At 50.0% G+C, this 24,415-nt stretch carries 20 protein-coding genes; 15 read left to right on the forward strand and 5 right to left on the reverse strand.

Annotated elements, in window-relative coordinates:
* The first annotated feature begins 103 nt into the window (after positions 1 to 103).
* The 4 genes from AAIH57_RS22615 (at position 104) to AAIH57_RS22630 (ending at position 3,830) form a co-directional block, all read left to right on the forward strand.
* Entirely contained in the window at positions 104 to 727 is a 624-nt protein-coding gene (locus AAIH57_RS22615) for a YhbD family protein (protein ID WP_430023066.1), read from the forward strand.
* Between the two features lie 14 nt (positions 728 to 741).
* On the forward strand, positions 742 to 1,467 hold the full coding sequence (locus tag AAIH57_RS22620; RefSeq protein ID WP_430023067.1) for a polymer-forming cytoskeletal protein: 726 nt from the start codon (positions 742 to 744) through the stop codon (positions 1,465 to 1,467).
* Between the two features lie 32 nt (positions 1,468 to 1,499).
* Positions 1,500 to 2,192, forward strand: coding sequence for a hypothetical protein (locus AAIH57_RS22625; protein WP_430023068.1), 693 nt, complete (start codon positions 1,500 to 1,502; stop codon positions 2,190 to 2,192).
* 72 nt (positions 2,193 to 2,264) lie between these two features.
* Positions 2,265 to 3,830, forward strand: a complete 1,566-nt coding sequence (locus AAIH57_RS22630; protein ID WP_430023069.1) for an MDR family MFS transporter — start codon at positions 2,265 to 2,267, stop codon at positions 3,828 to 3,830.
* A 74-nt stretch (positions 3,831 to 3,904) separates the two neighbouring features.
* Here AAIH57_RS22630 and AAIH57_RS22635 read toward each other — a convergent pair whose 3' ends face one another.
* Entirely contained in the window at positions 3,905 to 5,338 is a 1,434-nt protein-coding gene (locus tag AAIH57_RS22635; RefSeq protein WP_430023070.1) for a VanW family protein, read from the reverse strand.
* A 253-nt stretch (positions 5,339 to 5,591) separates the two neighbouring features.
* Between AAIH57_RS22635 and ftsE the strand changes: the two genes are divergently transcribed.
* From ftsE to AAIH57_RS22660, 5 genes are all read left to right on the forward strand, one after another.
* Positions 5,592 to 6,278, forward strand: a complete 687-nt coding sequence (gene ftsE, locus AAIH57_RS22640; protein WP_056693908.1) for a cell division ATP-binding protein FtsE — start codon at positions 5,592 to 5,594, stop codon at positions 6,276 to 6,278.
* Positions 6,268 to 7,185: a permease-like cell division protein FtsX gene (ftsX, locus tag AAIH57_RS22645; RefSeq protein ID WP_430023071.1), complete on the forward strand. Its 918-nt coding sequence runs from the start codon at positions 6,268 to 6,270 to the stop codon at positions 7,183 to 7,185. The genes ftsE and ftsX overlap by 11 nt, the downstream gene beginning before the upstream one ends.
* A 186-nt stretch (positions 7,186 to 7,371) precedes the next feature.
* On the forward strand, positions 7,372 to 8,649 hold the full coding sequence (locus AAIH57_RS22650) for a murein hydrolase activator EnvC family protein (RefSeq protein WP_175394719.1): 1,278 nt from the start codon (positions 7,372 to 7,374) through the stop codon (positions 8,647 to 8,649).
* Between the two features lie 136 nt (positions 8,650 to 8,785).
* A complete protein-coding gene (locus AAIH57_RS22655) occupies positions 8,786 to 10,258 on the forward strand; it encodes a S41 family peptidase (protein ID WP_175394720.1) in 1,473 nt (490 codons plus the stop codon).
* 61 nt (positions 10,259 to 10,319) lie between these two features.
* Positions 10,320 to 11,645, forward strand: a complete 1,326-nt coding sequence (locus tag AAIH57_RS22660; protein WP_430023072.1) for a PDZ domain-containing protein — start codon at positions 10,320 to 10,322, stop codon at positions 11,643 to 11,645.
* 50 nt (positions 11,646 to 11,695) lie between these two features.
* Here AAIH57_RS22660 and AAIH57_RS22665 read toward each other — a convergent pair whose 3' ends face one another.
* Together AAIH57_RS22665 and AAIH57_RS22670 are read right to left on the reverse strand one after the other, a co-directional pair.
* Positions 11,696 to 12,385, reverse strand: coding sequence for a response regulator transcription factor (locus AAIH57_RS22665; protein ID WP_175394722.1), 690 nt, complete (start codon positions 12,383 to 12,385; stop codon positions 11,696 to 11,698).
* 20 nt (positions 12,386 to 12,405) lie between these two features.
* The gene (locus AAIH57_RS22670; protein WP_175394723.1) at positions 12,406 to 13,680 is read right to left on the reverse strand and encodes a sensor histidine kinase; all 1,275 of its coding nucleotides are present in this window, start codon (positions 13,678 to 13,680) and stop codon (positions 12,406 to 12,408) included.
* A gap of 210 nt (positions 13,681 to 13,890) precedes the next feature.
* On the opposite strand from AAIH57_RS22670, the gene AAIH57_RS22675 reads away from it, so the two are divergent.
* The 6 genes from AAIH57_RS22675 to AAIH57_RS22700 all read left to right on the forward strand — a co-directional run bounded on the left by AAIH57_RS22675 (position 13,891) and on the right by AAIH57_RS22700 (position 22,598).
* Positions 13,891 to 14,826: an ABC transporter ATP-binding protein gene (locus AAIH57_RS22675; protein WP_217506333.1), complete on the forward strand. Its 936-nt coding sequence runs from the start codon at positions 13,891 to 13,893 to the stop codon at positions 14,824 to 14,826.
* Positions 14,827 to 14,838: 12 nt separating this feature from the next.
* Positions 14,839 to 16,041 carry an ABC transporter permease gene (locus AAIH57_RS22680; RefSeq protein ID WP_430023073.1) on the forward strand — a complete coding sequence of 401 codons (1,203 nt, stop codon included), beginning with the start codon at positions 14,839 to 14,841 and terminating at the stop codon, positions 16,039 to 16,041.
* A complete protein-coding gene (locus AAIH57_RS22685) occupies positions 16,034 to 17,218 on the forward strand; it encodes an ABC transporter permease (RefSeq protein ID WP_430023074.1) in 1,185 nt (394 codons plus the stop codon). The genes AAIH57_RS22680 and AAIH57_RS22685 overlap by 8 nt, the downstream gene beginning before the upstream one ends.
* A gap of 344 nt (positions 17,219 to 17,562) precedes the next feature.
* Positions 17,563 to 19,260: a molecular chaperone HscC gene (locus AAIH57_RS22690; protein WP_430023075.1), complete on the forward strand. Its 1,698-nt coding sequence runs from the start codon at positions 17,563 to 17,565 to the stop codon at positions 19,258 to 19,260.
* Between the two features lie 7 nt (positions 19,261 to 19,267).
* The gene (locus tag AAIH57_RS22695) at positions 19,268 to 21,901 is read left to right on the forward strand and encodes a tetratricopeptide repeat protein (RefSeq protein WP_430023076.1); all 2,634 of its coding nucleotides are present in this window, start codon (positions 19,268 to 19,270) and stop codon (positions 21,899 to 21,901) included.
* Between the two features lie 16 nt (positions 21,902 to 21,917).
* The gene (locus tag AAIH57_RS22700) at positions 21,918 to 22,598 is read left to right on the forward strand and encodes a DUF1266 domain-containing protein (RefSeq protein WP_430023077.1); all 681 of its coding nucleotides are present in this window, start codon (positions 21,918 to 21,920) and stop codon (positions 22,596 to 22,598) included.
* Positions 22,599 to 22,697: 99 nt separating this feature from the next.
* Here AAIH57_RS22700 and AAIH57_RS22705 read toward each other — a convergent pair whose 3' ends face one another.
* Together AAIH57_RS22705 and AAIH57_RS22710 are read right to left on the reverse strand one after the other, a co-directional pair.
* Complete coding sequence (locus tag AAIH57_RS22705) at positions 22,698 to 23,504, reverse strand: flagellar motor protein MotB (RefSeq protein WP_430023078.1); 807 nt, start codon at positions 23,502 to 23,504, stop codon at positions 22,698 to 22,700.
* Positions 23,488 to 24,285 (reverse strand): flagellar motor protein, encoded by a 798-nt coding sequence (locus AAIH57_RS22710; protein ID WP_430023079.1) that lies wholly within the window; start codon positions 24,283 to 24,285, stop codon positions 23,488 to 23,490. The genes AAIH57_RS22705 and AAIH57_RS22710 overlap by 17 nt, the downstream gene beginning before the upstream one ends.
* Between the last annotated feature and the right edge of the window lie 130 nt (positions 24,286 to 24,415).

Here is a 24,415-nt window from a genome sequence, read left to right on the forward strand (position 1 = left end):
ATTTATTTTGGAATGGATCGGAATAAAAGCCCGAAATTCATCCCATACTTCACAACGTAACAATGTTATGTTACACTGTTTTCAACGTAAAGGGGGACCATATATGACAGAAGACTTGATCTCCAAGAAAGCCTTGCTGGACCTTACCGGTATTTCCTACGGCCAGTTATACCGCTGGAAGCGGAAAAACCTCATTCCGGAAGAATGGTTTATTCGGAAGTCTTCGTACACAGGGCAGGAAACCTTTTTTCCAAAACAGCAGATCCTGACGCGAATTGACAAGATCCTCAACATGAAGGATGGATTGTCTCTGGATGAGCTGGCAGACGTATTTTCGCCTACATTGGGTGAAGTGGAAATGTCGGCTCAGCAATTAATAGACCGAGACATTGTTTCATTGTCTTCGCTTGAACTAGTTAGAGAGGCGGGACGGGAACAGCCCGTGTACGCATTGGAGCAAATCATGATGCTTTATGTACTTGAAAAGCTGCTAATGAGCGGGGATATCACCCGCCAGGAGGGCTCCTTGCTGATTGATGTCATGTCTGAGCATTACTACCGTTTCGCGAGCAGAGCAAGTGAACTGTTGCTTATTCGCAAGATGGGTGTGCCGACATTCATGCTGGTAACGGCAGGAACGGAGCTTTATTTTGACAACGGTGTGAAGGTGGTTCTCAGGCAGTCGATGGGGACGTATATGGAAGAGTTAAAACTCAAATTGGGATAAGGAGAGGATCATAGATGGAGGAACGGAATTTGCGCAATGATCTGAACGTAGCAGGTATGAGCCAAACGGCAGGCGGGAATTTTCACCGGGTATCCATTGATGGCATGGCCAAGGTAAACGGTAACCTGGATTGTACCTCCCTGAATGTGAATGGCACATTGAAGATGCAAGGAGCTTTAAGCGCAGAAAGTGCAACGATTAACGGCATGTGTACGCTGAACGGCCCCTTGAGCAGCTCCCGTGTTCGTGTGGATGGCATGTCAACCATTAACGGAAACCTCAGTAGCCCAGAACTCGAAGTTAACGGGAAGTGTACCGTACGTGGACGGGTGGATGGGGAACGAATCGATATCGGCGGCATGATCGATATTGAAGGCGATGTTCAATGTGAGTCCCTGAACGTACAGGGCAATATTAGAATCAGTGGCTTTTTGAATGCAGGAACGGTAGAAATCAGGCTTCATACTTCTTCTTCGGCCAAAGAGATTGGCGGGGAACGCATTGATATTCGCCGCAGGGAACAAAGCGGTTTTTGGAAAAGCATTGGTCTGGGCGGAACACCCTCATTTAAGACATCCTTGATCGAAGGAGATGAAATTGTGCTGGAAGATACTCAGGCGGATATTGTTCGCGGCAGCAAGGTGCATATCGGTCGTGGTTGTAATATCAGGCTGGTCGAATATTCGGGTGAACTTGAAGTGGATCAGGATGCGAAGGTGGGCAGCAGTCAGCGAATATAGACTTGATAGGGTGAGAAAGGGATGTGACCGACGTGAATAGCCATTTTGGTAGTCCATTGGATAAGAAAAACGACATCAGCATTATCGGTGAGGGTAGCTCCGCTGGTGGCGCGTACGGCAAGATCAAGGTCGTGGGGGATTCCACATTTAATGACAATCTGTTTTGTGATCAATTCAAATGTACGGGGACATCGGTCATTTACGGGTCGCTTGAATCAACAGATATTAAAATTACGGGTACCCTTACCCTGACAGAGCGAGCTGCCGGCTATGAAAGTGAGGGTGGAAACCCTGTATCTGGCCTGCATGCAAAAGCTGAAAAAATGAAAGTAGTAGGTGAGATTCATCTATCAGGTGATTGTCAGGCAGAAAATTTCAAGCTGAATGGTCGTTTTACGATTGCGGGTATGCTCAGCGCAGAGCAAATGACCATTAAAGTCATGGGTCCATCCGAGGTCAGGGAAATAGGTGGTTCGATCATCTCGGTGAAGAGTGGCCGGGGAAAACTGCTTGAAGGTTTGTTTACTGGTAACCAATCCATTCTCATGGCAAACCTGATTGAAGGTGACGAAATAGAATTGGAGAACACGGTAGCCGAGGTCGTCCGGGGGGATAAAATAAAAATTGGCCCAGGCTGCCGGATTGGTACAGTGGAATACAACTCTTCCTTGCAAATCCATTCACAATCGGAAGTTTTGGTCCAGCGCAATCGGTCCTTGGACTGATTAATGACCGCAGCTTTTCGGATATACTATTTCAGTCATATGAATAGAGCGTGAATGGAGAGATTGAGTACAATGGTTGCACGTAAAAACAATATTGGATTGGTGCTGGCAGGGCTGCTGCTCAGCATACTGATGGCTTCGATGGATAACACCATCGTGGCCACGGCGATGGGGGATATCGTCGGCAAGTTGGGTGGCCTCGACAAGTTTGTATGGGTTACCTCAGCGTACATGGTAGCCGAGATGGCAGGTATGCCGATCTTCGGTAAATTATCCGACATGTACGGACGAAAGAAGTTTTTTGTATTCGGTATTATCGTGTTTATGCTTGGATCGGCGTTATGTGGAACAGCTACATCCATTGTGGAATTGACCATGTACAGAGCGATCCAGGGGATTGGTGCAGGTGCATTGGTACCGATTGCCTTTACCATCATGTTTGACGTGGTTGCACCAGAGGCACGGGGGAAATTGGGCGGATTGTTTGGAGCCGTGTTTGGATTGTCCAGCGTATTTGGACCGCTGCTGGGTGCTTACATTACGCAGTACGCCACGTGGGAATGGGTCTTTTATATCAACCTGCCGCTTGGTCTGATTGCATTTGTATTTATTGCGTTTTTCTACAAGGAATCTCATCAGCACCAATCTCAACAAATCGACTGGCTGGGCGCAGTGGCGCTGATTGGTGCGGTGGTCTGTCTCATCTTCGGACTTGAACTGGGCGGCAAAACATATGCCTGGAGCTCGTGGCAGATCCTCGGTTTGTTTGCCGGATTTGTAGTGCTGGCGCTGCTGTTCCTGTGGGCAGAATCGAGAGCGAAGGAACCGATCATCTCTTTCAGCATGTTCCGTAACCGGGTGTACTGGTCCAGTAATGTCATTGCCATGTTCAGTGGTGCGGCATTTATTACGGCATCGGTATACATTCCGATCTTCATTCAGGGCGTGCTCGGCGGCAAGGCAACCAATTCAGGTCTCGTTTTGCTGCCCATGATGCTGGGGTCAGTCGTAACCGCCTCGATGGGTGGGGTGCTGATGACCAAGATTAAATATCGCAACATTATGATCCCGACGCTGGCGCTGCTGGTTCTCGGTCTTGGGTTATTAACCACACTGGATGAAGGTTCATCTCTTTGGACGATTCGTGTATTTATGGTGTTGGTCGGTCTGGGTGTCGGAGCTTCGTTTTCCGTGCTCAGCAATGCTGCCATGAATGCGTTTGAACCGCAAAGACGCGGAGCTGCGAGCTCCACACTTAACTTTTTGCGGTCACTCGGGATGACCATGGGGATTACGATCTTTGGGATTGTACAGAGCCAGGTATTTACGCGCAAAATGAACGATGCCCTCGCCGGATCCGCTGCTGAAGCAGGCGGGGCGGGAGCTGGAGCTCCAGCCGGCGGTATGCCTGAGGGCTTGAACCTGAGCGATCCGCATGCCTTGCTTTCACCAGAGCTTAGACAGGCGATTCCGCCCCAGGTGCTGGAGGCGATCACTCAGGCGTTGTCTTCCTCTATTGTGCAGCTGTTTGCCTGGGCTGCCATACCGGCCGCGCTGGCCCTGATTGCTGCCTTCTTTATGGGAAAAGACAAGATGGTAATAGGTGAGGAACAGGGAGAGTATACGGCAGGGCACTAAATGAAAAACCAAAGACACACTGTTCTGTTTCCTTTATGGATAACAGAGGTGTGTCTTTTTATTTCTATCGATCATTATGGCTGCTTGGTATCACTTACGCCGTCCTCTACAACAGAAGGCTCCTGCGGATCTGGCAGACTGCTGTGTCCAGAGCGGGCAATAAGTCGATTCTGAGCTTTGTACGTATCCCGCGTAATGGTTTTGGACTCTACCACTTTGCCGTCCACCTTTTTGATGCGTACGGTTTCCACAATATAACCGGGCTGCCCGTTCTGCAAAACCTGCTGGGCACCATCCGGCAGCACATTGCTGGATACATATTTCACGGGGGCACTTAACGTTTCGATCGTATGGGATTCCAGCGCGTAACTGACGTTCTCGGGAAAGGTGCCAAAAAATTTGACGGTCAACTGCTTGTTCTTCACTTCGGCATGGATGAGCAATGATTTGCCTGTATTGTTCTTGAACCGGAAATTGATCGCGCCGGAGGCAAAGGTGGCATCCAGCCCTTTCGGCAAATATTTGACGGGAATGGAATGATTGCGCCGCTCGACAATATCGAGTCCGGTTAACAAGGCTGCATTATAGACGGTACTGGACACCTGGCATATGCCTCCGCCAATCCCAGGGGTGAGCCGGCCGTTGACAATGACCGGGGCTTCTCGGAAGCCATATTCCTTCTCGGCGTGGCGAATGACTTTTTCGTAATCGAACATGCCTCCAGGCTCCAAAATCATGCCATTCACGGATTGTGCTGCTGCACTGACATTATGTATGCGCCCTTCCGTGCTGCTGCCTAGCCCTGTGGAGAATTGGATGATCTTCCGCTCGATGCCTTCCTTGCGCAGAGACTCTACCGTTACTTCAGGCTGCTCAGTGTACAGCGGCAGCTGGATTATTAGCGAGGCAGGCTTGGCATCAAGATCAAGCATGGTGAAGTCATGCTGAAGCTTCGCCAGCATCTGGTTTGCAAGTTCATCCCAGGCGATCCGCCGGGCGCCCTTCTCGGGGATGTACTGGATCTTGTCGTTTGCGGTGATTCGCCGGACAGCGTCCGCGGGTGTACCGAAGGTTTCTTTTTCCCAGGAAGGACTCAGTCTTGTTCTTAGGGGTTGGGTGTCATACAGCTGCTCGAGAGACCATTCCTCACCAAAATGATAACGGGCATACGCGCGTTCCCACACGTTTCCTTCCTCCAACTGATGTACCGCGGACCGAAAGGCATTGGCACTGTAACCTGCACCGGCTTCGCTGGCTGTCATGTTCAGCGTCAGGGATACAGGTTCTTTCACCTCCAGCGTGACAGGCCAGTCCTCCAGCTTTTTCAAACGTTCATCCAGTCCCATCAGCACTTCGCTCCGATTCATTCCTCCAACCTGCCAGCCGCCAACCTGTACCTTCCCGGGCAAAGCGGGTTGATTCACATACATATACAGCAATCCATAGGAGGCGGAGCCGATGAAGAGGATCGAGAACACCATAATGATGGCCAAATGTATTTTTTTCATATCCGTACGCTCCTTTATACTTCTGATGTTCCGCATTTCGTAACACTTTATATATATATGATCCAATGGAGGAAAACTTTCGGGTACTCAATAGGTAACAAATTTGTTACAATATATTTGTTATGCGTCCATTCCTGAGGATCGAAATAAGGGTGAAATGGATTGCTCCTGATGAAATTCAGGTCTTTTTAAAGGAATTGCCGGGATTGTGTCGAAATGATAATGGCTAACTATGTGAGCAGGAAGTGATGATGTGATAGAAATGCAGGACGTGTGGAAGACCTACGCCAATGGGACCCACGCATTACAAGGGGTGTCGGTGAAGATCGACCGCAATGAATTTGTGTATATCGTCGGTCCGTCCGGCGCTGGTAAATCAACATTTATGAAATTGATGTACAGGGAAGAGGTTCCGACCAAAGGACAAATATCCATCAATGGATTTAATATCGGTAAATTGAAACCACGTAAAATTCCTTATGTGCGCCGTAACATCGGCGTTGTGTTTCAGGATTTCCGCCTTTTGCCCAAGATGACGGCTTTTGAGAACGTGGCTTTTGCCATGGAGGTTATTGAGGCGCCGAAGCGTCACATCAAGAAACGGGTAATGGAAGTGCTCGATCTGGTAGGACTACGTAGTAAGGCGAATCGTGAACCTTCGCAATTGTCAGGCGGGGAACAGCAGCGTATAGCCATCGCACGGGCGATTGTGAACAATCCGTCGGTTATTATCGCGGACGAGCCTACAGGAAACCTCGATCCGGAGACATCATGGGGCATTATGCAGCTGCTGGACGAGATTAATTTTCGGGGAACGACGATTGTCATGGCGACCCATAACAAGGATATCGTAAATACGATGCGTAAACGGGTTATCGCCATTGAACGTGGACAGATTGTACGGGATCAGATGAGAGGGGAATACGGTTATGAATTTTAGTACTCTCTTGCGCCATATGCGGGAGGGCTTCAAAAACGTATTCCGCAACGGCTGGATGTCCGTGGCATCCATCATGTCGATCATCGTGTCACTGCTGATCCTTGGCGTATTCATGCTGCTGGTGCTGAATGTGAATTCCATGGCCAATCAGGTGGACAGTCAGGTAGAGATCAGTACGTTTCTGGAGCTGAATGTGGATGAGAGCCTGCGCAATACGCTGCAGCAGGAGATCAGCGCAATGCCGGAAGTGAGTGAGATTCGCTTTGTTTCCAAGGAAGAGGGACTCAAGGAGTTCCGTGAACGTCTTGGCGACAGTGCCAATAACGTGCTTGACGGTTTCGATGTGGATAATAATCCGCTGCCGGAGACCATTGAAGTTGAGGTCATTGAACCGGAAACCGTCACTTTTGTGGCGCAAAAAATTGAAGCATTGAACGAAAAACACCCGGAGAAGCCGATCATGAAAGTGAACTACGGCAAGGAAACGGTGGATGTACTGTTCAAATTTACACGACTTGTCCGGAATATCGGATTTATTTTTGTGGGGGGACTGGCACTGATGTCTATGTTCCTGATCTCGAATACGATTCGCGTAACGATTCTAGCCCGTCGCCGGGAGATCGGCATTATGAAGCTGGTCGGTGCAACCAACACATTCATTCGCTGGCCTTTCTTTATTGAAGGTGCACTCATTGGATTTATCGGTTCTGTGATTACGGTAGCGGTACTGTTCTTCGGTTACAGCCGCCTGCTGGCAACCATTGGTCAGGATGTATTCATGCAAATGCTTAATTTGATTCCGCTCAGCGACATTTGGCTGCTGTTTGGTATCCTCTTGATCGGACTCGGTGTGCTGGTTGGTATTTTGGGAAGTACACTGTCCATTCGCAAATCGCTTAATGTTTAATAATTTCATCCATGGAAATGCAAAAATTGTCGAATTAGAATGGCAAAGCAGGTTCACAATTGGACTCTGTTTGACGATATGTAGGGAAGACGCACTCTTTATACGATTGAAGAAAGCATAGAACATGATGTTCACCACCTGTGCAGGTTGCTTTCTTGTGAATTCATAGGATGGGGGATCACCATTTTGAAAAAAACAGCTTCGCTGCTGGCCTTTACATTATTGGCCGGTTTGACGCTTCAACCTTCGGACGGATATGCCAAGAGCAGCATTAGCGATATAGATCAACAGATTCAACAGCTGGAGAGCAAGGCGGCTGCGGCCAAACAGGAACAGAAAAAGGCCGCTGCCAACAAGAAGCAAGCTCAGCACTACAAGAACAAAACCAATGCTTACCTGAAGGTTGTCATGGAGCAGATCAATGTTGTCAGCGATGAGCTGGCGAACGTTTCCTTGGAAATCGAGAATACGGAAGAGAATCTGCGCACAACGAAAAAAGATTTGCAGGCCGCAGAGGAGCGTATCGTTGCAAGGGAGAAACTGCTTGAATCCCGTGTACGCCTGATGTATACGGATGGCGCGGTATCCTATCTGGATGTGTTATTGTCATCAACAAGCTTCTCGGATTTCCTGACGCGTGCGGATTCGCTGAAAACCATTGTGGATCAGGACCAGCATCTGCTGGATGAGCACAAAAAGGACAAGCAGCTGGTTGTCGATAAAAAGGCTGAACTGGACAAGCAGTATGCTGAAGCCAAGAGCCTGTATGCACAAAAGAAACAACGCAAGGCACAGTTAAATGAAAAGGAACAGGAGAAGCAAGTGCTTCTGGCTTCCTATGATGCTAAAATTGAAGAGTCCGAAGAGCTGACGCAGGAGCAGGAAGATGTGTTGATTCAGATCGCCAGCAAGCGTTCAAATCTGCTGCAGGAGAAAAACAAACTGCGTGAGCAGCAGGCGGCAGCCGCTGCCAAAGCCAAAGCAGCCGCTGCAGCTAAGGCAGCAGCAGCTGCGAAGGCGCCGACCAAAGTCAGCACAGGCAGCAGTGAGACTGCGTATACAGCGGGTAACGGGATTTTCTCCAAACCGGTATCCGGTGGACGTATTTCTTCTCCATTCGGTCGCCGTACACACCCTATTACGGGGGAAGTAGGAAAAATGCATAATGGTACCGACTTCGCTGTTCCTGTGGGAACCTCGGTTCATGCTGCATCAGGCGGTATCGTAATCATGGCTGAGTGGTACAGTGGATATGGCTACACCGTTATCGTAGACCATGGCGGCGGTCTTTGGACATTGTATGGTCATCTGCGTGAAGGCGGATTTAAGGTAAGCAAGGGAGATACGGTTAGCAAAGGCGATTTAATTGCCGAATCTGGCAATACAGGCAATTCAACAGGACCTCACTTGCACTTTGAAGTTCGGGAGAATGGTACGGCAGTGAACCCGATGAATTATCTATAATAGATAAACCGCAAGGGAATGGAATAAACATATTCCGTACAAGCTAGACATATACTAAGCTGGCATGTTCAGGGAATGGATTCAGGAAAGCAATGGAATCTGACACGCTTCAAAACTAAAGGCGGTGAGCAAACGGATGATGAAGAAGAGATCGGCGCTGCTGCTTGCCATTGTAGCCCTTCTTGGAGGGAGCCTGCTTACGCTGGTACTGATGAGTTATCCCGGCATGGCCAATCAGACCACTTCGGGTGAAGGCCTGCTGGCCAGTGTAACGGGCAATACGCAGCAGAAGAACGATTTGAAGAAGATTGAAACCGCAATGGATTTGATCTCAAGCAACTACTATAAAGATGTGGACCAGACCAAACTGATCGATGGTGCGATCAACGGTATGATGGAATCCCTTGGAGATCCGTACTCCAACTACATGGGACAGGAAACAGCTGCCCAGTTCGAGGAGTCCATTGAAGGTTCCTTTACCGGAATTGGGGCCGAGGTATCCTCACAGGATGGAAACGTCGTTGTCGTTTCCCCGATCAAAGGATCACCTGCCGAGAAAGCGGGTATTCGTGCCAAAGATATGATCATGTCTGTAAATGGTGAATCCCTGCAAGGCTTGGAATTAAACAAGGCTGTCAACAAAATCAGAGGTCCAAAAGGCAGTGAAGCCAAGGTACAGGTGAAACGTGCCGGATCCACTGAATTGATTGAATTTACCATTGTGCGTGATGATATTGATCTGGAGACCGTATACGCCCATATGGAGGATAACGGTGTAGGTGTCATTACCATCACCCAATTCTCACTGAACACCGGCGATCGCTTCAAGGAAGAGCTGGCGAATCTGGAGAAGCAGAACATGAAGGGGTTGGTCATTGATGTGCGTAATGACCCGGGCGGCGTGCTGCAAGTGGTTATCGATATTGCCGAGCAGTTTGTTCCAAAAGGCAAAGTAATCGTGCAGGTCGAGGACAAAAATGGCAAACGTGAGCAGAGCAAATCGAATGGTTCCAGCAAGTCTTACCCTATCACTGTACTGATGAACAAAGGAAGCGCGAGTGCGTCGGAAATTTTGGCTGGTGCATTGCAGCAGTCTGCAGGCGCAACGCTGGTTGGTGAAAACTCCTTCGGTAAAGGTACTGTACAGACGAGTTATGACAAGCAAATGGGTGACGGCAGTCTGCTGAAAATCACCATTGCCAAATGGCTGACTCCGAATGGAGACTGGATTCATGAAAAAGGCATCAAACCGGATATTGCGGTAAACCAGCCGGATTACTTCTCGGTGGCACCGATCAATAAAGAGAAATTACCTTTGAAATATGACAGTAATAGCACGGATGTGAAAAGTGCGCAGACGATGCTGAGAGGACTCGAATTTGAGCCGGATCGTGTAGATGGATACTATGACCAGAAGACGGAAGAGGCGGTCAAGGCATTCCAGAAGCAGAAAGGCATTGAGGCAACAGGCCAGATTGACGAGAAAACCGCTGAATCATTGGAAGCGGCTCTGATTGAACGCATTGCCAATCCTCAATATGATGCACAGCTGAAGCGCGCGATCGAAAATGTCTCGAAGGATATATCGACTGCCGTGTCGAAGCCATAAAGAAGGCTGATATCAGCCTTCTTTTTTTCTGAACCGGCTGAAGGAGAGGAGTGACGCCACAATGGAATGGGCTTGGCCGTGGTTAACGACATTAGGGGAAGCATTGCTGCAGTTGTTTACTCAGCCGTTTTATTATATTGCGGTAATTCTGATTGCACTTATCTATCATCGTCAATTATTACAGGAACGCAGGTTATTCCATGTTCGTCTGCAGAGTTCAATTACTCAGACCATTCGTGCTTTACTGGGCGGAATAGTCATTGGTGTGATCGCCTCGGTGGTATCCATTTTTCTCGGGGCACATCTAACACTCGGCAGCGTGATCTGCATATGGGCCGCGACATTATTTCTGTCATTGTTCCGTATTCGATATCTGTGTTTTGCATACGCGGCAGGGCTGCTTGGTGTATTGCAGTTCGGGCTGAATCTGGCCTCAGGGTGGCAGCCGACCGGATGGCTTGGCAGCGTGACGGAGGCTTTGCGTGCGCTGGACATACCTGCCTTGCTGGTACTGGCTGCATTGCTGCACCTCGGTGAGGCTATGCTGGTTCGCTTGCAAGGGGTAACCATGGCTTCGCCATTGCTCTTCGAAGGCAAGCGGGGCAAACTGGTCGGAGGATACCAGCTCCAGCATTTCTGGCCCATCCCGCTGCTGATTCTGGTCCCGGTAACGGGGAGCGGAGCGGAGCTGGCCTGGAGTCCGCTTTTGAGCGCAGGCAATGGTTACATGCTGTTTGCACTTCCAATCATGCTTGGATTTGGTGAAGTTACACAGAGTATGCTTCCGGGGCAGAAAGTACAGATCTCGGCAAAACGGTTACTGCTTTACGGGACTAGCCTCCTTGTGCTCAGTCTCCTGGCAGCTTGGTGGTCCCCGCTTATGGTGGTTGCTGCTCTGGCAGCATTTATCGGACATGAATTCCTGGTGTGGTACAGCGGCTTTGAGGAACAGCATCGCAGTCCGGTGTTTGTTCATCCGGCACACGGCTTGAAAGTGCTTGGAATCATTCCGGACAGCCCTGCGGCAGAACTGGGAATTGAAGCAGGAGAGACGCTGTACAAGGTGAATGGCGTGTTGGTTCATTCCCCTGAAGAGCTGCATCGTGCCCTGCGGATGAATCCGGCCTTTTGCAAACTGGAGGTACGCAATCATCAGGGTGAGAGCAAGTTTATGCAGCGGGCCATCTATGAAGGTGAGCATCATCAGCTCGGTGTCATTATGGCTCCGGATAATCATGAAGTTTGGGCGGTGCAGCTGCGTCCGTTATCCCTGGTTCATCTCATCACGCTCAAGTTGTTTGCCCGTCGAAAAAATAATCGCAATGACGAGGCTCCACTGGCTCTGCCAGCTCCTGCGGTGAATGAACAAGGATCGGTAGAAATGTAATAAGTAAAGGGTACTCCACCGCTTGAACAAGCGAGGGCGTACCCTTTTTGTTATTTTTTCAACATAAAGATGGCAATTTGCGTTCGATCACGCAAGTGTAGTTTACCGAGAATTTCGGTGACATAGTTTTTGACTGTACCCTCGCTCAGGAATAGTTTAGCGGCAATCTCCTTGTTGGACAGCCCCTCGGATATTGCCTCTGCAACAGCAAGTTCCATTCGGGTTAGCCCATAGGACTCAAGGGATTCATGCGCCTGGGGAGCTGCAGCAGGACGAAGCAGACCCGCCAGCTTGCGGGCAATATCAGGGTGAATCAACATATCACCGTTATGTACCGTCTTGATCCCCTGAATGATCCGGTCCGGGGGCACATTTTTGAGCAAATAACCGCTGGCCCCGTTTTGCAGAGCCTGGACAATATACTCGTCATCGTCAAACGTCGTCAGCATCAGCACCTGCACGTTAGGGAAGTGGGATTTAATGAGCCGAGTGCCTTCGACACCATCACAGTCCGGCATCCGGATATCCATCAGTACAACGTCGGCTGTGGTTCCTGCCTCGAGCAGTTCGAGTGCCTCACGTCCATTTGAAGCTGTACCTACAACGTTAATGCCGGGATCAAGCCCAATCAGTACCTTGAGACTCTCGCGGATAAAGAAGTCATCATCTGCGAGGATCAACCCGATGGACTGGGCCTGATCTGAATCCTTGTTGTTACTTGGTCCATTTTGTTCTGACATTAGCACAATCACTTCCTTTTTCAGATCAAATCCACTTTATTCGTAATCGGCAGACGTGTGATGACTGTGTAGGGATAAACGGATCGGATCTCCAGCTGACCTCCAATGGACTCTGTACGCAAACGCATCCCTTCGTGTCCCATACCCAGTTTGCTTGACTCTGCTGCTGAGCTCCGGCTAACCTGTTTTCCTGCGTGCTGTCCCTTGGTGGACGGTTGACTCCGGATCTCCCCATCATTGCTGACGGTCATGCAAACTTCGCGCTCCCCAAATGCCATTTCTACTGTAATCGTACTGGCGTTTCCATGTCTCAGGGCATTCGTCAGCGCTTCCTTTGCATTTTTGTATAATACGATCTGCATGCTCGGATACAGCAAACGGGATGGACCGTGAATTTCATAACTGGTCTTCACACCGGTTTCCCTGCCCACTTCCTCCAGGAGATGATCCAGTGCATAGGCATCGGATACATACGAATTAGGCCGCAACTTGTGAAGAGTGGCGCGCATATCATCCATACTTGCCGCCAATTGATCGCGGATCTGTCTTACCAGTTCCGTACCCTGTTCGTTGTCCATAGGAAGGGTCAGCAGGGCAGCCTCGGACATCATTTTGGTGCGAATCAGGCGGTGTCCGATCTCGTCGTGAAGCTGCCTTGAAATTCGGGTACGTTCTTCCGCCTGAGCGACTCCTTCAAGCTGCTTGGTAAACAGCAGCAGCTGTGCACGTGCTTCCTGAAGCTCGTAATGTTTACTGCGAAGCTCGTCATATACCTGTTCCAGCTGTCCGCGGCTGCTTGCTGTTCTGGAACCTTGCCAGGAAAGTGCGGCGGTGAGGGTCAGGATCAGGTTACCGACGATCCTTCCGGCGGCCTCTTCAATGAATGGAGCTCCAGACTGTGTTCCAATGGGTTGAATTGCGGTAAGCCACGGAACCACCTCCTGGGGTGGAGCAAAATGCCAATGTAACGCGAAATTGCTGGCAGTAAGCTGAACTCCAAGCATCAGCCAGCGCAAGTTTCCTTCTAATCTATACATATACACATAGAGCAAGGATGAGGAGAGAAACAACATAAAGGGACCGTATAAGGCAATCAGCCAACAGCTCCAGAGTATTTCGATCAAAACGAGCATCAAATGCCCAGCACCAGGACGGGCGAAGTCTTTGCAGACGGCCAGTCCGAGAGCAATAATGACATACAGAGTATATAGATCATCGCGATCCAAAGGTACCATCAACAGGTACAGAACAGCTGGAACGAGAATCAAACCGTATTGCAGTAAACGCATCGGCATGGGTAAGAACATCCTTTTATTTTGAAGTGGATTGGAAAATTCCCGGTAATGCATCCCTGATTATATCACAGCCTGCTTTCCGAGCAGGAGATGACTAAAGTCACCTTCATCTTATGACCTTTCGTACCTTCGTAAAATGATTTGATTCGTTACAATACAGATATGAAATCCGGCGTCACACCGCTGGAGTGGAAGAGGAGCGTATAATTGATGGCTATTCTTGAAATGGATCATGTCGTAAAACGGTACGGCAGCAAGCTTTCGGTGGATCATTTGAACCTGAGTGTGGAGAAAGGCGAAATTTTTGGACTGCTGGGACCGAATGGAGCAGGCAAAAGCACAACCATCAGCATGATTGCTGGTCTTCTCAGCATCGACCAGGGTGAGATTTTGCTACATGGCATCTCGGTCAAGGATCGGCCCCTTGAAGTCAAACGCAGGATTGGATTGGTACCGCAGGATCTGGCTCTCTATGAAACGATGACCGCTGCGGAGAATGTCACTTTTTTTGCCCGGCTGTACGGACTGCGCGGTAAACTGCTGAAGGAAAGGGTGCAGGAGTCGCTCGAATTTGTAGGATTGCAGGACAAAGCGAAAGATGCCCCTTCTACCTTTTCCGGCGGAATGAAACGCAGGCTGAACATTGCGTGTGCCATTATGCATCGGCCGGATCTGATCATTATGGACGAACCAACGGTGGGTATTGACCCCCAGTCGCGGAATCACATCCTGGAATCGGTACGTACACTCAATAAAATGGGATCAACCATCATCTATACAAGCCATTACATGGAGGAAGTTGCGGCGATCAGTAACCGGGTAGCGATTATGGATCAGGGCCACATTATTGCCTGTGGTACCGAAGCGGAGCTGAGAGAGCGGGTCGCATCCGAAGAAAAAATCGTGCTTACCACTTCGGGAATCGGACCCGGTGCCGTGGAGGAATTGAAGCTCCATCCTCGTGTACATGCGGTAGAAGTGACAGGAGATATATTAACCGTTACGCTGCCTTCGGCACAGCAGGATCTGCAGGATATCCTCTTCATATGCAGCAAACATGAAATGGCCATTCAGTCGCTCAAGGTCGAAGAGCCGGATCTGGAAACCCTGTTCCTCAATCTGACCGGGCGCACGCTGCGGGACTAGGGGGTGGCTTTGATGAAGATTTGGCATATTTGCATCTTTGAACTAAGGCGGATATTGAAAATTCGATCCGTTCTGCTGAACCTGTTTATTCTGCCGTTACTGTTGATCTTTATATTGGGCACTGCGTTATCGAGTGCGATGGGGACGGGGAAGGACAATGTTCCCGACCAGGTGAGAGTGGGCGTTATCCAGACGGGTTCGGACTCGGTTTCAGATTCTGATTCAGATTCGATCAGTGAAGCCTTGAATACATTTGTGAAGACCCCGGCAGTAGCCGAAATGATGAAGGTGCAGCACATGTCTACAGAGGATGAGGCCGTACGTGCGCTAAGGCAAGGTGAACTTGATTTTGCAGTCTTGGTCCCATCGGACCTAGAACAGCGGATGATGCAGGGGGAAGAGGCCAAACTGCAGTGGATTCTGGGGAAAGATAGTACGTTGAATATTGTAGGAGAGACGCTATTTACGCGCTTCACGGATGAACTGAATAGGCATATTGCAGTAGCAGAGGTGCTGGGACCGAAAGCGAGTGCTGCCGTGGCGTCCAGCCCTGATGTGGGCTCGGGGAATATGTCTTATATTAACGTCAGTAATCCTGGAACAGCCGATACCTCCTACAGTGCCTCTCAATATTATGCGGCATCCATGTTGGCCATGTTCATGTTGTATTCAGGCATGACGACAAGCAATAGTCTGTTTAGTGAGCGGGACAAAAAAACCTTAATCCGCCTGCAGGCAGCTCCCCTGGGCAATGGTGCCATTTTTGCAGGGAAAATTGCAGGCAACAGCCTGCTTGCCTTCATACAGGCGATGATCATCGTTCTGATGACCTATTGGTTATACGGTGTGAATTGGGGGACACATCCCTGGCTGATCGTTCTGATCTGTGTGCTGATCACTATTGCCTCGATGACAATCGGCGTCATTGTGGCTCTTGTGAGCAAAAGTTCGAGCTCCGCAAGTGCGCTGATGCAAGGCATCATCATTGCCATGACGTTTATTAGCGGCGGGTTCACGCCGATTGCCATTGATTTTGTACAGCGGATTAGCGAATTTACGGTCAATCACTGGGCGCTGCAAAGTTTCCTGCGAATGATGCTGGACGCATCGATGAGCGAAATTATGCACAACATCGTCATGCTCGGTGTAGTGAGTGCCGTCTTGCTTGCTATCGCAGCTGTGATCTACAGGAAGGTGGGATACCGCTATGAATAGTCTGCATATTGCCTGGTTAATGATTAGACGCACTATTGGACGCAAACGGGGGTTCATCGCGTTCCTTCTGCTTCCCTGTCTTGTTGTCACGGGCGCGGTTGCGTTATTTGGGAGCGAGCAGGCCACACGGGCAGTCATCCCTTATGTAAACGAGGATCAAGGGGCGGCGGGAGCATGGATCGTGGATGAACTCGCCAATAAGGAAGAATATCTCCTCAAGCCCATGAACAGTGAGGCGGAACTGAGGGAAGCCATTACCCGGCAAAAGGGGAATTCAGGTATCATCATTCCAGCTCACTATACGGATGAGCTGCTGCAGGGCAAGCAGGTTCAAGTTGAGCTGGTTGAACTGCGTGTCAGTGAGAGTTCCTATACCCTGCGGGCTGCAGTTGAAGGAATGACTGCCGGACTGCATCAGTCGGCAAGGGTTGTGCTTGGGGCAACCAGCACTGCTTCAGATGAAGGGGGAGCGCCGGATCCCTTGGTGAAACAAGATAAATTCGAACAACTGCTGCAAAAAACGAGCGAACATCGAATCTCCGGTGAAGCTACCGATCTGCAGATGTATCCCAAACCGGGACTGAACAACGTGACCGGATTTACGATCATGTTCATGATGGGTTTGCTGACGAGCGCCGTAGCCGTCATTATGGAAGACCGCAGGCAGCGCACGATGGCCAGAGTGTACACGGCTCCAGTCCGGGCATATGAAATTGCCCTTGGCAATTTCCTGGGCAGTTTTGCAATCGGCATGATCCAGATTGTGCTTGTACTGGGGATTAGCCGCTGGCTGCTGCATTATGATGCAGGTATTCCGTTTGGTGTACACTTCCTCATCCTGGCTGCCTTTATGCTGGTTTCCATGGGGATCGCGAGTACCGTGGCCGGATTGATCCGCGAATCCAAAAATGCAAACATGTTGAACTCGCTTATTATCACACCAACCTGCATGATTGGAGGATGCTTCTGGCCGCTGTCGATTATGCCGGACTATATGCAAAAGCTGGCGAACTTTGTCCCGCAGAAATGGACGATCCAAGCTGTCGAAACGATCTCTGCAGGAGGCACGTTATCCGACATCAAGCTGCCGCTGCTTATTCTGTGTGGCATGGCTGCGATATTACTGACGGTCGGATCTGTTATTCTCCGTCCCAATCAGCCTGGTGTAGACGCATAATCTTTTTGGAAATGTGCTGCTTCAATTCAGGATCGGGTTCATTTAATTAATAGAAAGACTTCCAAAAATTCCGAACGGCCGGGTGCACATTTGTGTATCCGGTTTTAGGGCTGTTATCAGGTAAGGAAGGTGCCAAGGGTCTGATTCGTGATGCCTGCTTTTGGGTAAATCAGTGAAGTTATACCTATGTCCTCGGGTTGTTGATGTATGATAAATTGTTCGGTAAGGAGTTAATCAGACTGGGCCCACCTTTATGCCGGATTGGTATATGGCAGCATATAACAAGGCTTGTGGGACTGTCCTGCGCCATTATGGATGTTGAACAGAAAGAGGGTAATTACTTCATGACCATCATCGGTATTGATCTGGGAACAACGAACAGCCTGGTATCCTGCTGGGCTAACGGAGAATCCGTTATTATTCCAAATGCACTCGGCAACCGTCTGACGCCTTCGGTCGTCAGTGTCGACGACAACGGTGAGATGCTCGTGGGTGAAGTGGCCAAAGAACGGCTGATTACACACCCCGAGCGCACAGCTTCTGTCTTCAAAAGGTACATGGGAACCGGGCGAACGTTCCATTTGGGTACATATCATTTTTTGCCGGAAGAGTTGTCGGCCTTTATATTGAAATCGCTGAAGGCGGATGCTGAAGCCTACCTGGGGGAGTCCGTGACCGAAGCGGTTATTAGCGTGCCCGCGTACTTCAATGATGCCCAGCGCAAGGCTACACAGCGAGCAGGAGAATTGGCTGGCCTCAAGGTAGAGCGCTTGCTCAGCGAGCCAACAGCAGCGGCCATAGCGTACGGTCTGCATCAGCAGCAGCCGGAAACGAAATTTCTCGTATTTGATCTGGGTGGCGGTACATTTGATGTATCCGTCCTGGAACTGTTTGATCAAATTATGGAAGTGAAATCGGTCGCCGGAGATAACTTTTTGGGTGGCGAGGATTTTACGCGACTACTTGTGGACTTGTTTGCCGAACAGCATCAAATACAGCAAGATACGCTGTCAAGCAAGGCACAGTCAGCCCTTTGGAAGCAGGCGGAATCATGCAAACGCGCACTGGTCGATGGGCGTGAAGGAATGATGTCCCTAACACTGGAAGAAGGAGTACGGGAACTTCGCGTTGACCGCGCAAAATTCGATCAGGCGGCGAAGCCATTATTGGCACGATTGCAAAAACCGGTCGAGCGTGCACTGCGCGATGCTTCCGTCAAATTGAACGAGCTGGATGCCGTTATCCTTGTTGGCGGGGCTACGCGCATGCCGCTTATTTATTCGTTTACAGGCAAATTGTTTGGCAGACTGCCTGCGAATCATCTGCATCCGGATGAGGCTGTTGCCCTCGGTGTTGGTATCCAGGCAGCAATGAAGGAACGTCATGCCGATCTGGAGGAAGTAATCCTGACGGACGTGTGTCCGTACACGCTGGGGACGTCTGTATCGATGTCCCTTGGCAACGGACGATTCGAATCAGGGATGTTTGCTCCAATCATTGAACGGAACACGGTTATTCCCGTTAGTAAAGTGGAGCGATATTATACGATGCACAACAATCAGACATCGATTACTGCGGATATTTATCAGGGGGAGAGCCGTCTGGCGAAAAACAATGTAAAGCTGGGGGAACTGACGATCTCGGTACCGCCTGCACCGGCAGGGCAACAGGCCGTGGACATCCGTTTCACGTATGATATTAACGGCATCCTGGAAGTCGAAGTGACTTCCGTGGAGACAGGAGAGAAGAAGGTAGCGATTATTCAGGGCAAGGAAAGCGACCTGTCCAAAGAGGAAATTGCCGAGCGATTCAGAGCGCTGGAAGCCATCAAGATCCATCCGCGGGACAGGATGGAGAACCGTCTGCTATTGGCTCGCGGAGAACGGATGTATGAAGAATCACTCGCAGAGTACCGTACAATTATTGCCGAAGTCATGCTGCAGTTCGAGGAGACGCTCAAACGTCAGGATGACCGTGAAATCAGGAAAGAAGCAGAGAAGCTGAAGGAAGTGCTGGATCAAATTGAAAGAGTGCGGGAGTGATACGTGAATGGACATCTGGACAAGATTGGGACTTGAACCGACGCAGGATACAGGAGCCATCAGACGCGCGTATGCGAAGCAGCTCCGGAGTACACATCCGGAAGACGATCCGGAGGGATTCCAGCAATTGCGTTCGGCTTACGAGCAGGCCCTGAAGGCTGCGAAAGAACCGCTGCCGGATCAGGAGCTGCTTGCGGCACAGGAAGATCCGCACCCACAGAGACAGCTCGATCCGGAAACAGCCTCTGTTCAGATGGAGGGCCCTCTGCAGGAATCTGCTTCCGGGTCGGAAGATGGTCCCGTATACTTTACTGTTGATCACTGGGATACTCCTGTTGAGACGGCGGCAACTTCGCTTCAGGATACAGAAGCAGTGGATGATACCGCACGATTGCTGGAACGGGCAAGTAAAATTGTAGAGGATGTTTTCAAACGCTCCGATTCGGCGGTATGGGAGGACTGGCTGCAGAGCGAGGAACTGTGGCAGCTGGACGTGAAATTTCATGCGGGAACGGAACTGCTGCGTATGCTGTTTGAACGCCCTTTTTTACCGAAAACCATCTGGGGCCGGTTGGATGACTTTTTTGGCTGGACCGAACAGCGGGAAGAGTTGAAAGAGGTGCTTCCGGAGGAGATCGCAGAGTACCCTGGCCTGGAACTGGGCCGTCCGTGGGAGCTGCGTTATGATACGTTTGATCCGGGAAGGGACGTGGACTATGAGACCTTCATTCGCCTGCGGGATACGGCATTTCAGCTGATGCTGCAAGGAGACGTTGCCGATGCCGGAGTTCATATTGATGCAGGGATGGCACTGTATCCTGATGATCCGGATCTGATCCGTCTGGCAGCCAAATTCCGCTTGTGGAACAAGGAGGAAGACGCAGCTCTGCTATTGTTTGAACGTCTGGCTGCACTGGAGCCAGATGCAGTGGATGGACTGCTGCATAGCGCAAGATTGCTGCATGCCGCAGGACAAAAGGAGCAGGCAGAACAGCTGTACCGCAAGGTGCTGGAGCGCGAACCTCACCAACTGGATGCATTGAATGGATTGGCCTTGTTCTATCAGGAGCAGGGTGAACTGGATACAGCGCTGACCATGGTTGAGCAGATTGTAGTGCTGCATCCTCATGATGTGGAGATGCAGATTACGCTGCTGGAGCTGAAACAGAAACGGGTTGAGCAAAAGATCAGAGCGGCTGAGCAGGAAGCGGATGCGGTCATTCGTCGCAGCATGCAGCGTGAAGCTGCCCAAGGGTACGCCGAATTGTGGAACGACGAGCAGCTTGTTCAGTATCTCGGCGAAATTAATACGAATGAGGAGCTCGACGCGGCCTTATATCTGCTCTGGGCACAGGGCTTTGTTCGAATCGGCAAAGGCGAGGAAGGAATCGAGGCACTCCAGTATGCCGAAGCAGCTGCGAGCAGAGAAGGAATCAGCAGCTTTCCGATATTGCTTGAACGGGGACAACTGCATTTGCGCATGGATAATAATACGGCTGCCATACAGGATCTGGGCCGAGCAGTGGAACTGGAAGCGTCCCATGCCGAGGTCAGGCATTTGCTGGCGAGTGCTTACCAGAGAGAAGATCAGCTTGAGTCTGCCATTGAACTATCAGGTCAGGCGATTGAACTGAACTCTGAACCGTATGAATATTATTCGCTGCGGGCACTTTGCTATTTTAGAATGGGTCGTTATGAAGAAGCGCTCACCGACTATGAGATCGTTGTGGTTAAGGAGCCTGATTTTGCCAATGCCTGGTACCGGAAAGGGTTTGCGCATCTGAAACTGGGGCAGTATACCGAAGCTGTGCATTCCCTTGAAACCTCTGTGGCTTATGAGCATGAATCCGTCATTTATTATTATCTGGCCATTGCGCGAGCGAGGCTGGGTGAGATGGAACAGGCACTGGAGGACATTCGCCAGTTTCGCAGTGAGGACCCGGAGGATCAGGACGGTCCGTTAATTGAAGGAGATATACTGCGTTTACAAGGGCAGATGTTTCAGGCACACAATACATACGTCAATGGTCTACACGAACATCCCAACGTATATGAGCTTGCCAAAATGGCTGTCGTTTGCATTATGGAGTCTGATATCCAGGAGAAGGATACGCACTTGAACAAGCTGGCAGAGATGATGTCCAACATGGAGTCAGTCGAAACATGGGGTCTGCTGTTCATTGCAAGATATCTGGTGGAAATCAAAGATTGGGGGAGTGTCCGCGCTTATGTTGAAGCCTATGTGGACGGGGAAGAACCTGGGGATATCGATCCACACATTTGGCTGTATTCCGGGATTGCAGCCTATTATGCAGGGGATATGGATCTGGCTGTTCTTGAACTGGGCAAAGCCTATGGCGCAGGCCTGCGAGGGGATGTGTGCAGTGTGCTGAGCATGGTGTATTACGATAAGAATGAATGGGATCAGGCTCTTGCCTATGCTGAAGAGGCTCTTCACAGTCAGTCCAATCATCCGGATTATGTTGTTCGTCGTAATGCGATTGCAGCTCGTGCTGCAGAACGAGGATTTTCCTTTTTGAAAAAACTTCGCAAATCCAAGCCGGCGCATGAGCTGTGGCCTTCGACTGTACCCCTTCAGTATCTGATGCCAGACGACGTTATCGACTTACACTTTATATAGGGAGGAGGGCGAGAACATGGGAGAGGACAGAGGAGCGGCCCGGACTGTGCGGGGGATTACGGATAAACAGTTGTGGTTTCGGGGCATGAGCGCCATCATGGACGAGATGAATGGACTGGATATGCGCAACAATTATGAGCATGATGAGGACGAGGAAGAAAGGAATCGATTCCGTACTTCTCTGGAAGAAGAATGGCGTATTCATAACAGGGAAGAGCTCCTGTCGGCTTTGGAATGGATCCGGGAAGGCGGACATCGGATTGCGTTTGAACGAATGAGAACTTTTATGAATGCCTTGTCGGAAGCCGATCAATGGAAGTGCATTCACTCCCTTAATCCGGAAACTGGCCGATATCATGAGTATCTGGTGGTCAAAACGTACATGTACAAACTGCCTCCTGCCGGCATCGCAGCCTGGGATTGGGGAAGATACGCGAACTTGTGCCGCAAAAGTGCTTATGTCGGTTTTATCACTGAGGTGGAAGCTGAACAATTGATGTTGCAGGCTGCCCTTGAAGCGCAATCGGCTTATTCTTCGTGGAAAGAGTACGCGGTCGCCTTCTTGGCAGGCAGGCTGTACTGGTTGGAACAAACGGCCGAGCCGCTGGTTCAGCGCCAGGTGAATTATGTGCGTAATTTGTTTGCTCAATCGAACAGCATCTATAACAAGGTAGACTGGTATCTGCCGCTGCAGTAAAATAGAAACACAAAAGCACGTTCTACTGAATTCGGTTCAGCAGGAACGTGCTTTTTTTGCGAGGAAACAGGATACCTCATCGTTTGAAGAATAGGATGTTTAGGGTTGCAGTTGACGCAGGACGGTAATTTCCACCCGGCGGTTTTTTTGCCTTCCGGCTGCGGTCGTATTATCTCCGGTAGGACGGGTGTCCGCATACCCGGCATACTGAAAGCCGTCAGGGTCCAGGTTCTCTTTGTCCAGAAAAAAGCGCAATACAGACAGTGCACGTTCGCCGGAAAGCTCCCAGTTGTCTTTATATGAAGAGTTGGCCCCGACAGGTACGTTATCGGTATGACCTTCGATACTGACAATAGTGCTCAGATCACGGAACAGACTCGCTAGTTTGCTCAGTGTGGGTGCAGCGTCGCTTTTGAGGGCAGCCTGTCCTTGATCAAACAGAAAGCGATCACTCAGTGTGATGGAAATTCCCTGCGGATTGTCTGCCACGAAAATCTGATTTTCCAGGTTATTATCCTCGATATACCGGGTAATCACATTGAACAGATTCTGCAGCTCTTCCTCCTGGGATCGAAACTGCTCTTCCCGCTCCGTCAGTGGCTGATCTTCCTGTTCGGGAGTGGTTGGATCTTCGCCCTGAACCTCGGTTGGAGGAACCTCAGTAATCGTTTCTCCTGCGGTTTCATCCAGCCCATTGCCAAGATCGAGAATAGAGTCGGATTGATTAAATGTATTTTGGAGCGATTGGGTCACCACGTCGTACTTACCGGAGTCCAGATTGCTCATCGCGTACATGATGACAAAAAAGATCAGCAGCAACGTAATGAGATCGGCATAGGTAATCATCCAGCGATCCCGATGATCGCCAGGTTCACGTTTTCCGCGCCTTCTACTGCGCCGACTCATCCAATCCCTCCTTCGCTACGGGACGTGAGATTTGACGATGGGTGAGTGTGAAGGACTCCAGTCGTTTGCGTACGAGATGAGGGTTCTCTCCATTCTGGATGGCGAGCACACCTTCAAGCAGCATCTCCATCATCTGGATGTCTTCGGCACTCCGTGATTTAATTTTGGATGCAATGGGCAAAAAGATAAGATTGGCACTGGCTACCCCGTATAAGGTTGCAGTAAAAGCTACAGCGATGGCTGGGCCGAGTCCGGTAGGATCTGTAAGGCTGCCTAGAACCTGAATAAGTCCCATGACCGTACCGATGATACCCATCGTTGGAGCGTAACCTCCAGCGGATTCAAAAATTTTGGCATAACCTTCATGCTTTTGTTCCACCGAATCGATCTCCAGCTCCATGATCTGACGAATCACATCCTGATCGGTGCCATCGACAACCATCTGGATACCGTCTTTCAGAAAAGGATGCGGATGATCCATCACCTGGCGTTCCAGTGCAAGCACGCCTGAGCGGCGGGCAATTGAAGACATGTCGACTAATTCTTTCATCCACTTGTTTGGATCATTGTCATTACGTCCAAAGGCCATGCGTAGTGCAGCCGGAATGGTACGCAGCCGATGAGCCGGGAAACTGGCCACCACTGCAGCAATGGTTCCACCAAATACAATCAGAGCAGCCGTTTTTTGCAGCAGGCCGGACAATTGGCCGCCTTCCCACAAAAAACCGCTGATCACTGCGGCAATCCCGGCTATGATGCCGATAAGTGTCGCAATATCCATAAATTAACCCACTCCTGTCTTTACTTCACGTTTGCATCACATGTACGAACGAGGTATAATTATACGGGAACAAATATTCCTATTACTATAAGTTTTCCCATATTAAAATTCGGGGAACTTCGACAATATA

Origin of the sequence: Paenibacillus sp. MABNR03 (assembly GCF_050455445.1) — a bacterium.
Taxonomy (GTDB): Bacteria; Bacillota; Bacilli; order Paenibacillales; family Paenibacillaceae; genus Paenibacillus; species Paenibacillus xylanilyticus.

Excerpts from the sequence above, each read along its gene's own strand:
- AAIH57_RS22695 (WP_430023076.1), top strand. The coding sequence starts at position 19,268 with ATGGACATCTGGACAAGATTGGGACTTGAACCGACGCAGGATACAGGA.
- AAIH57_RS22710 (WP_430023079.1), bottom strand. The coding sequence starts at position 24,285 with ATGGATATTGCGACACTTATCGGCATCATAGCCGGGATTGCCGCAGTG.
- AAIH57_RS22670 (WP_175394723.1), bottom strand. The coding sequence starts at position 13,680 with ATGCCGATGCGTTTACTGCAATACGGTTTGATTCTCGTTCCAGCTGTT.
- AAIH57_RS22680 (WP_430023073.1), top strand. The coding sequence starts at position 14,839 with ATGAAGATTTGGCATATTTGCATCTTTGAACTAAGGCGGATATTGAAA.
- AAIH57_RS22675 (WP_217506333.1), top strand. The coding sequence starts at position 13,891 with ATGGCTATTCTTGAAATGGATCATGTCGTAAAACGGTACGGCAGCAAG.
- AAIH57_RS22685 (WP_430023074.1), top strand. The coding sequence starts at position 16,034 with ATGAATAGTCTGCATATTGCCTGGTTAATGATTAGACGCACTATTGGA.
- AAIH57_RS22700 (WP_430023077.1), top strand. The coding sequence starts at position 21,918 with ATGGGAGAGGACAGAGGAGCGGCCCGGACTGTGCGGGGGATTACGGAT.
- AAIH57_RS22655 (WP_175394720.1), top strand. The coding sequence starts at position 8,786 with ATGATGAAGAAGAGATCGGCGCTGCTGCTTGCCATTGTAGCCCTTCTT.
- AAIH57_RS22690 (WP_430023075.1), top strand. The coding sequence starts at position 17,563 with ATGACCATCATCGGTATTGATCTGGGAACAACGAACAGCCTGGTATCC.
- AAIH57_RS22635 (WP_430023070.1), bottom strand. The coding sequence starts at position 5,338 with ATGAAAAAAATACATTTGGCCATCATTATGGTGTTCTCGATCCTCTTC.
- AAIH57_RS22615 (WP_430023066.1), top strand. The coding sequence starts at position 104 with ATGACAGAAGACTTGATCTCCAAGAAAGCCTTGCTGGACCTTACCGGT.
- ftsX (WP_430023071.1), top strand. The coding sequence starts at position 6,268 with ATGAATTTTAGTACTCTCTTGCGCCATATGCGGGAGGGCTTCAAAAAC.
- AAIH57_RS22705 (WP_430023078.1), bottom strand. The coding sequence starts at position 23,504 with ATGAGTCGGCGCAGTAGAAGGCGCGGAAAACGTGAACCTGGCGATCAT.
- AAIH57_RS22630 (WP_430023069.1), top strand. The coding sequence starts at position 2,265 with ATGGTTGCACGTAAAAACAATATTGGATTGGTGCTGGCAGGGCTGCTG.
- AAIH57_RS22620 (WP_430023067.1), top strand. The coding sequence starts at position 742 with ATGGAGGAACGGAATTTGCGCAATGATCTGAACGTAGCAGGTATGAGC.
- AAIH57_RS22660 (WP_430023072.1), top strand. The coding sequence starts at position 10,320 with ATGGAATGGGCTTGGCCGTGGTTAACGACATTAGGGGAAGCATTGCTG.
- AAIH57_RS22665 (WP_175394722.1), bottom strand. The coding sequence starts at position 12,385 with ATGTCAGAACAAAATGGACCAAGTAACAACAAGGATTCAGATCAGGCC.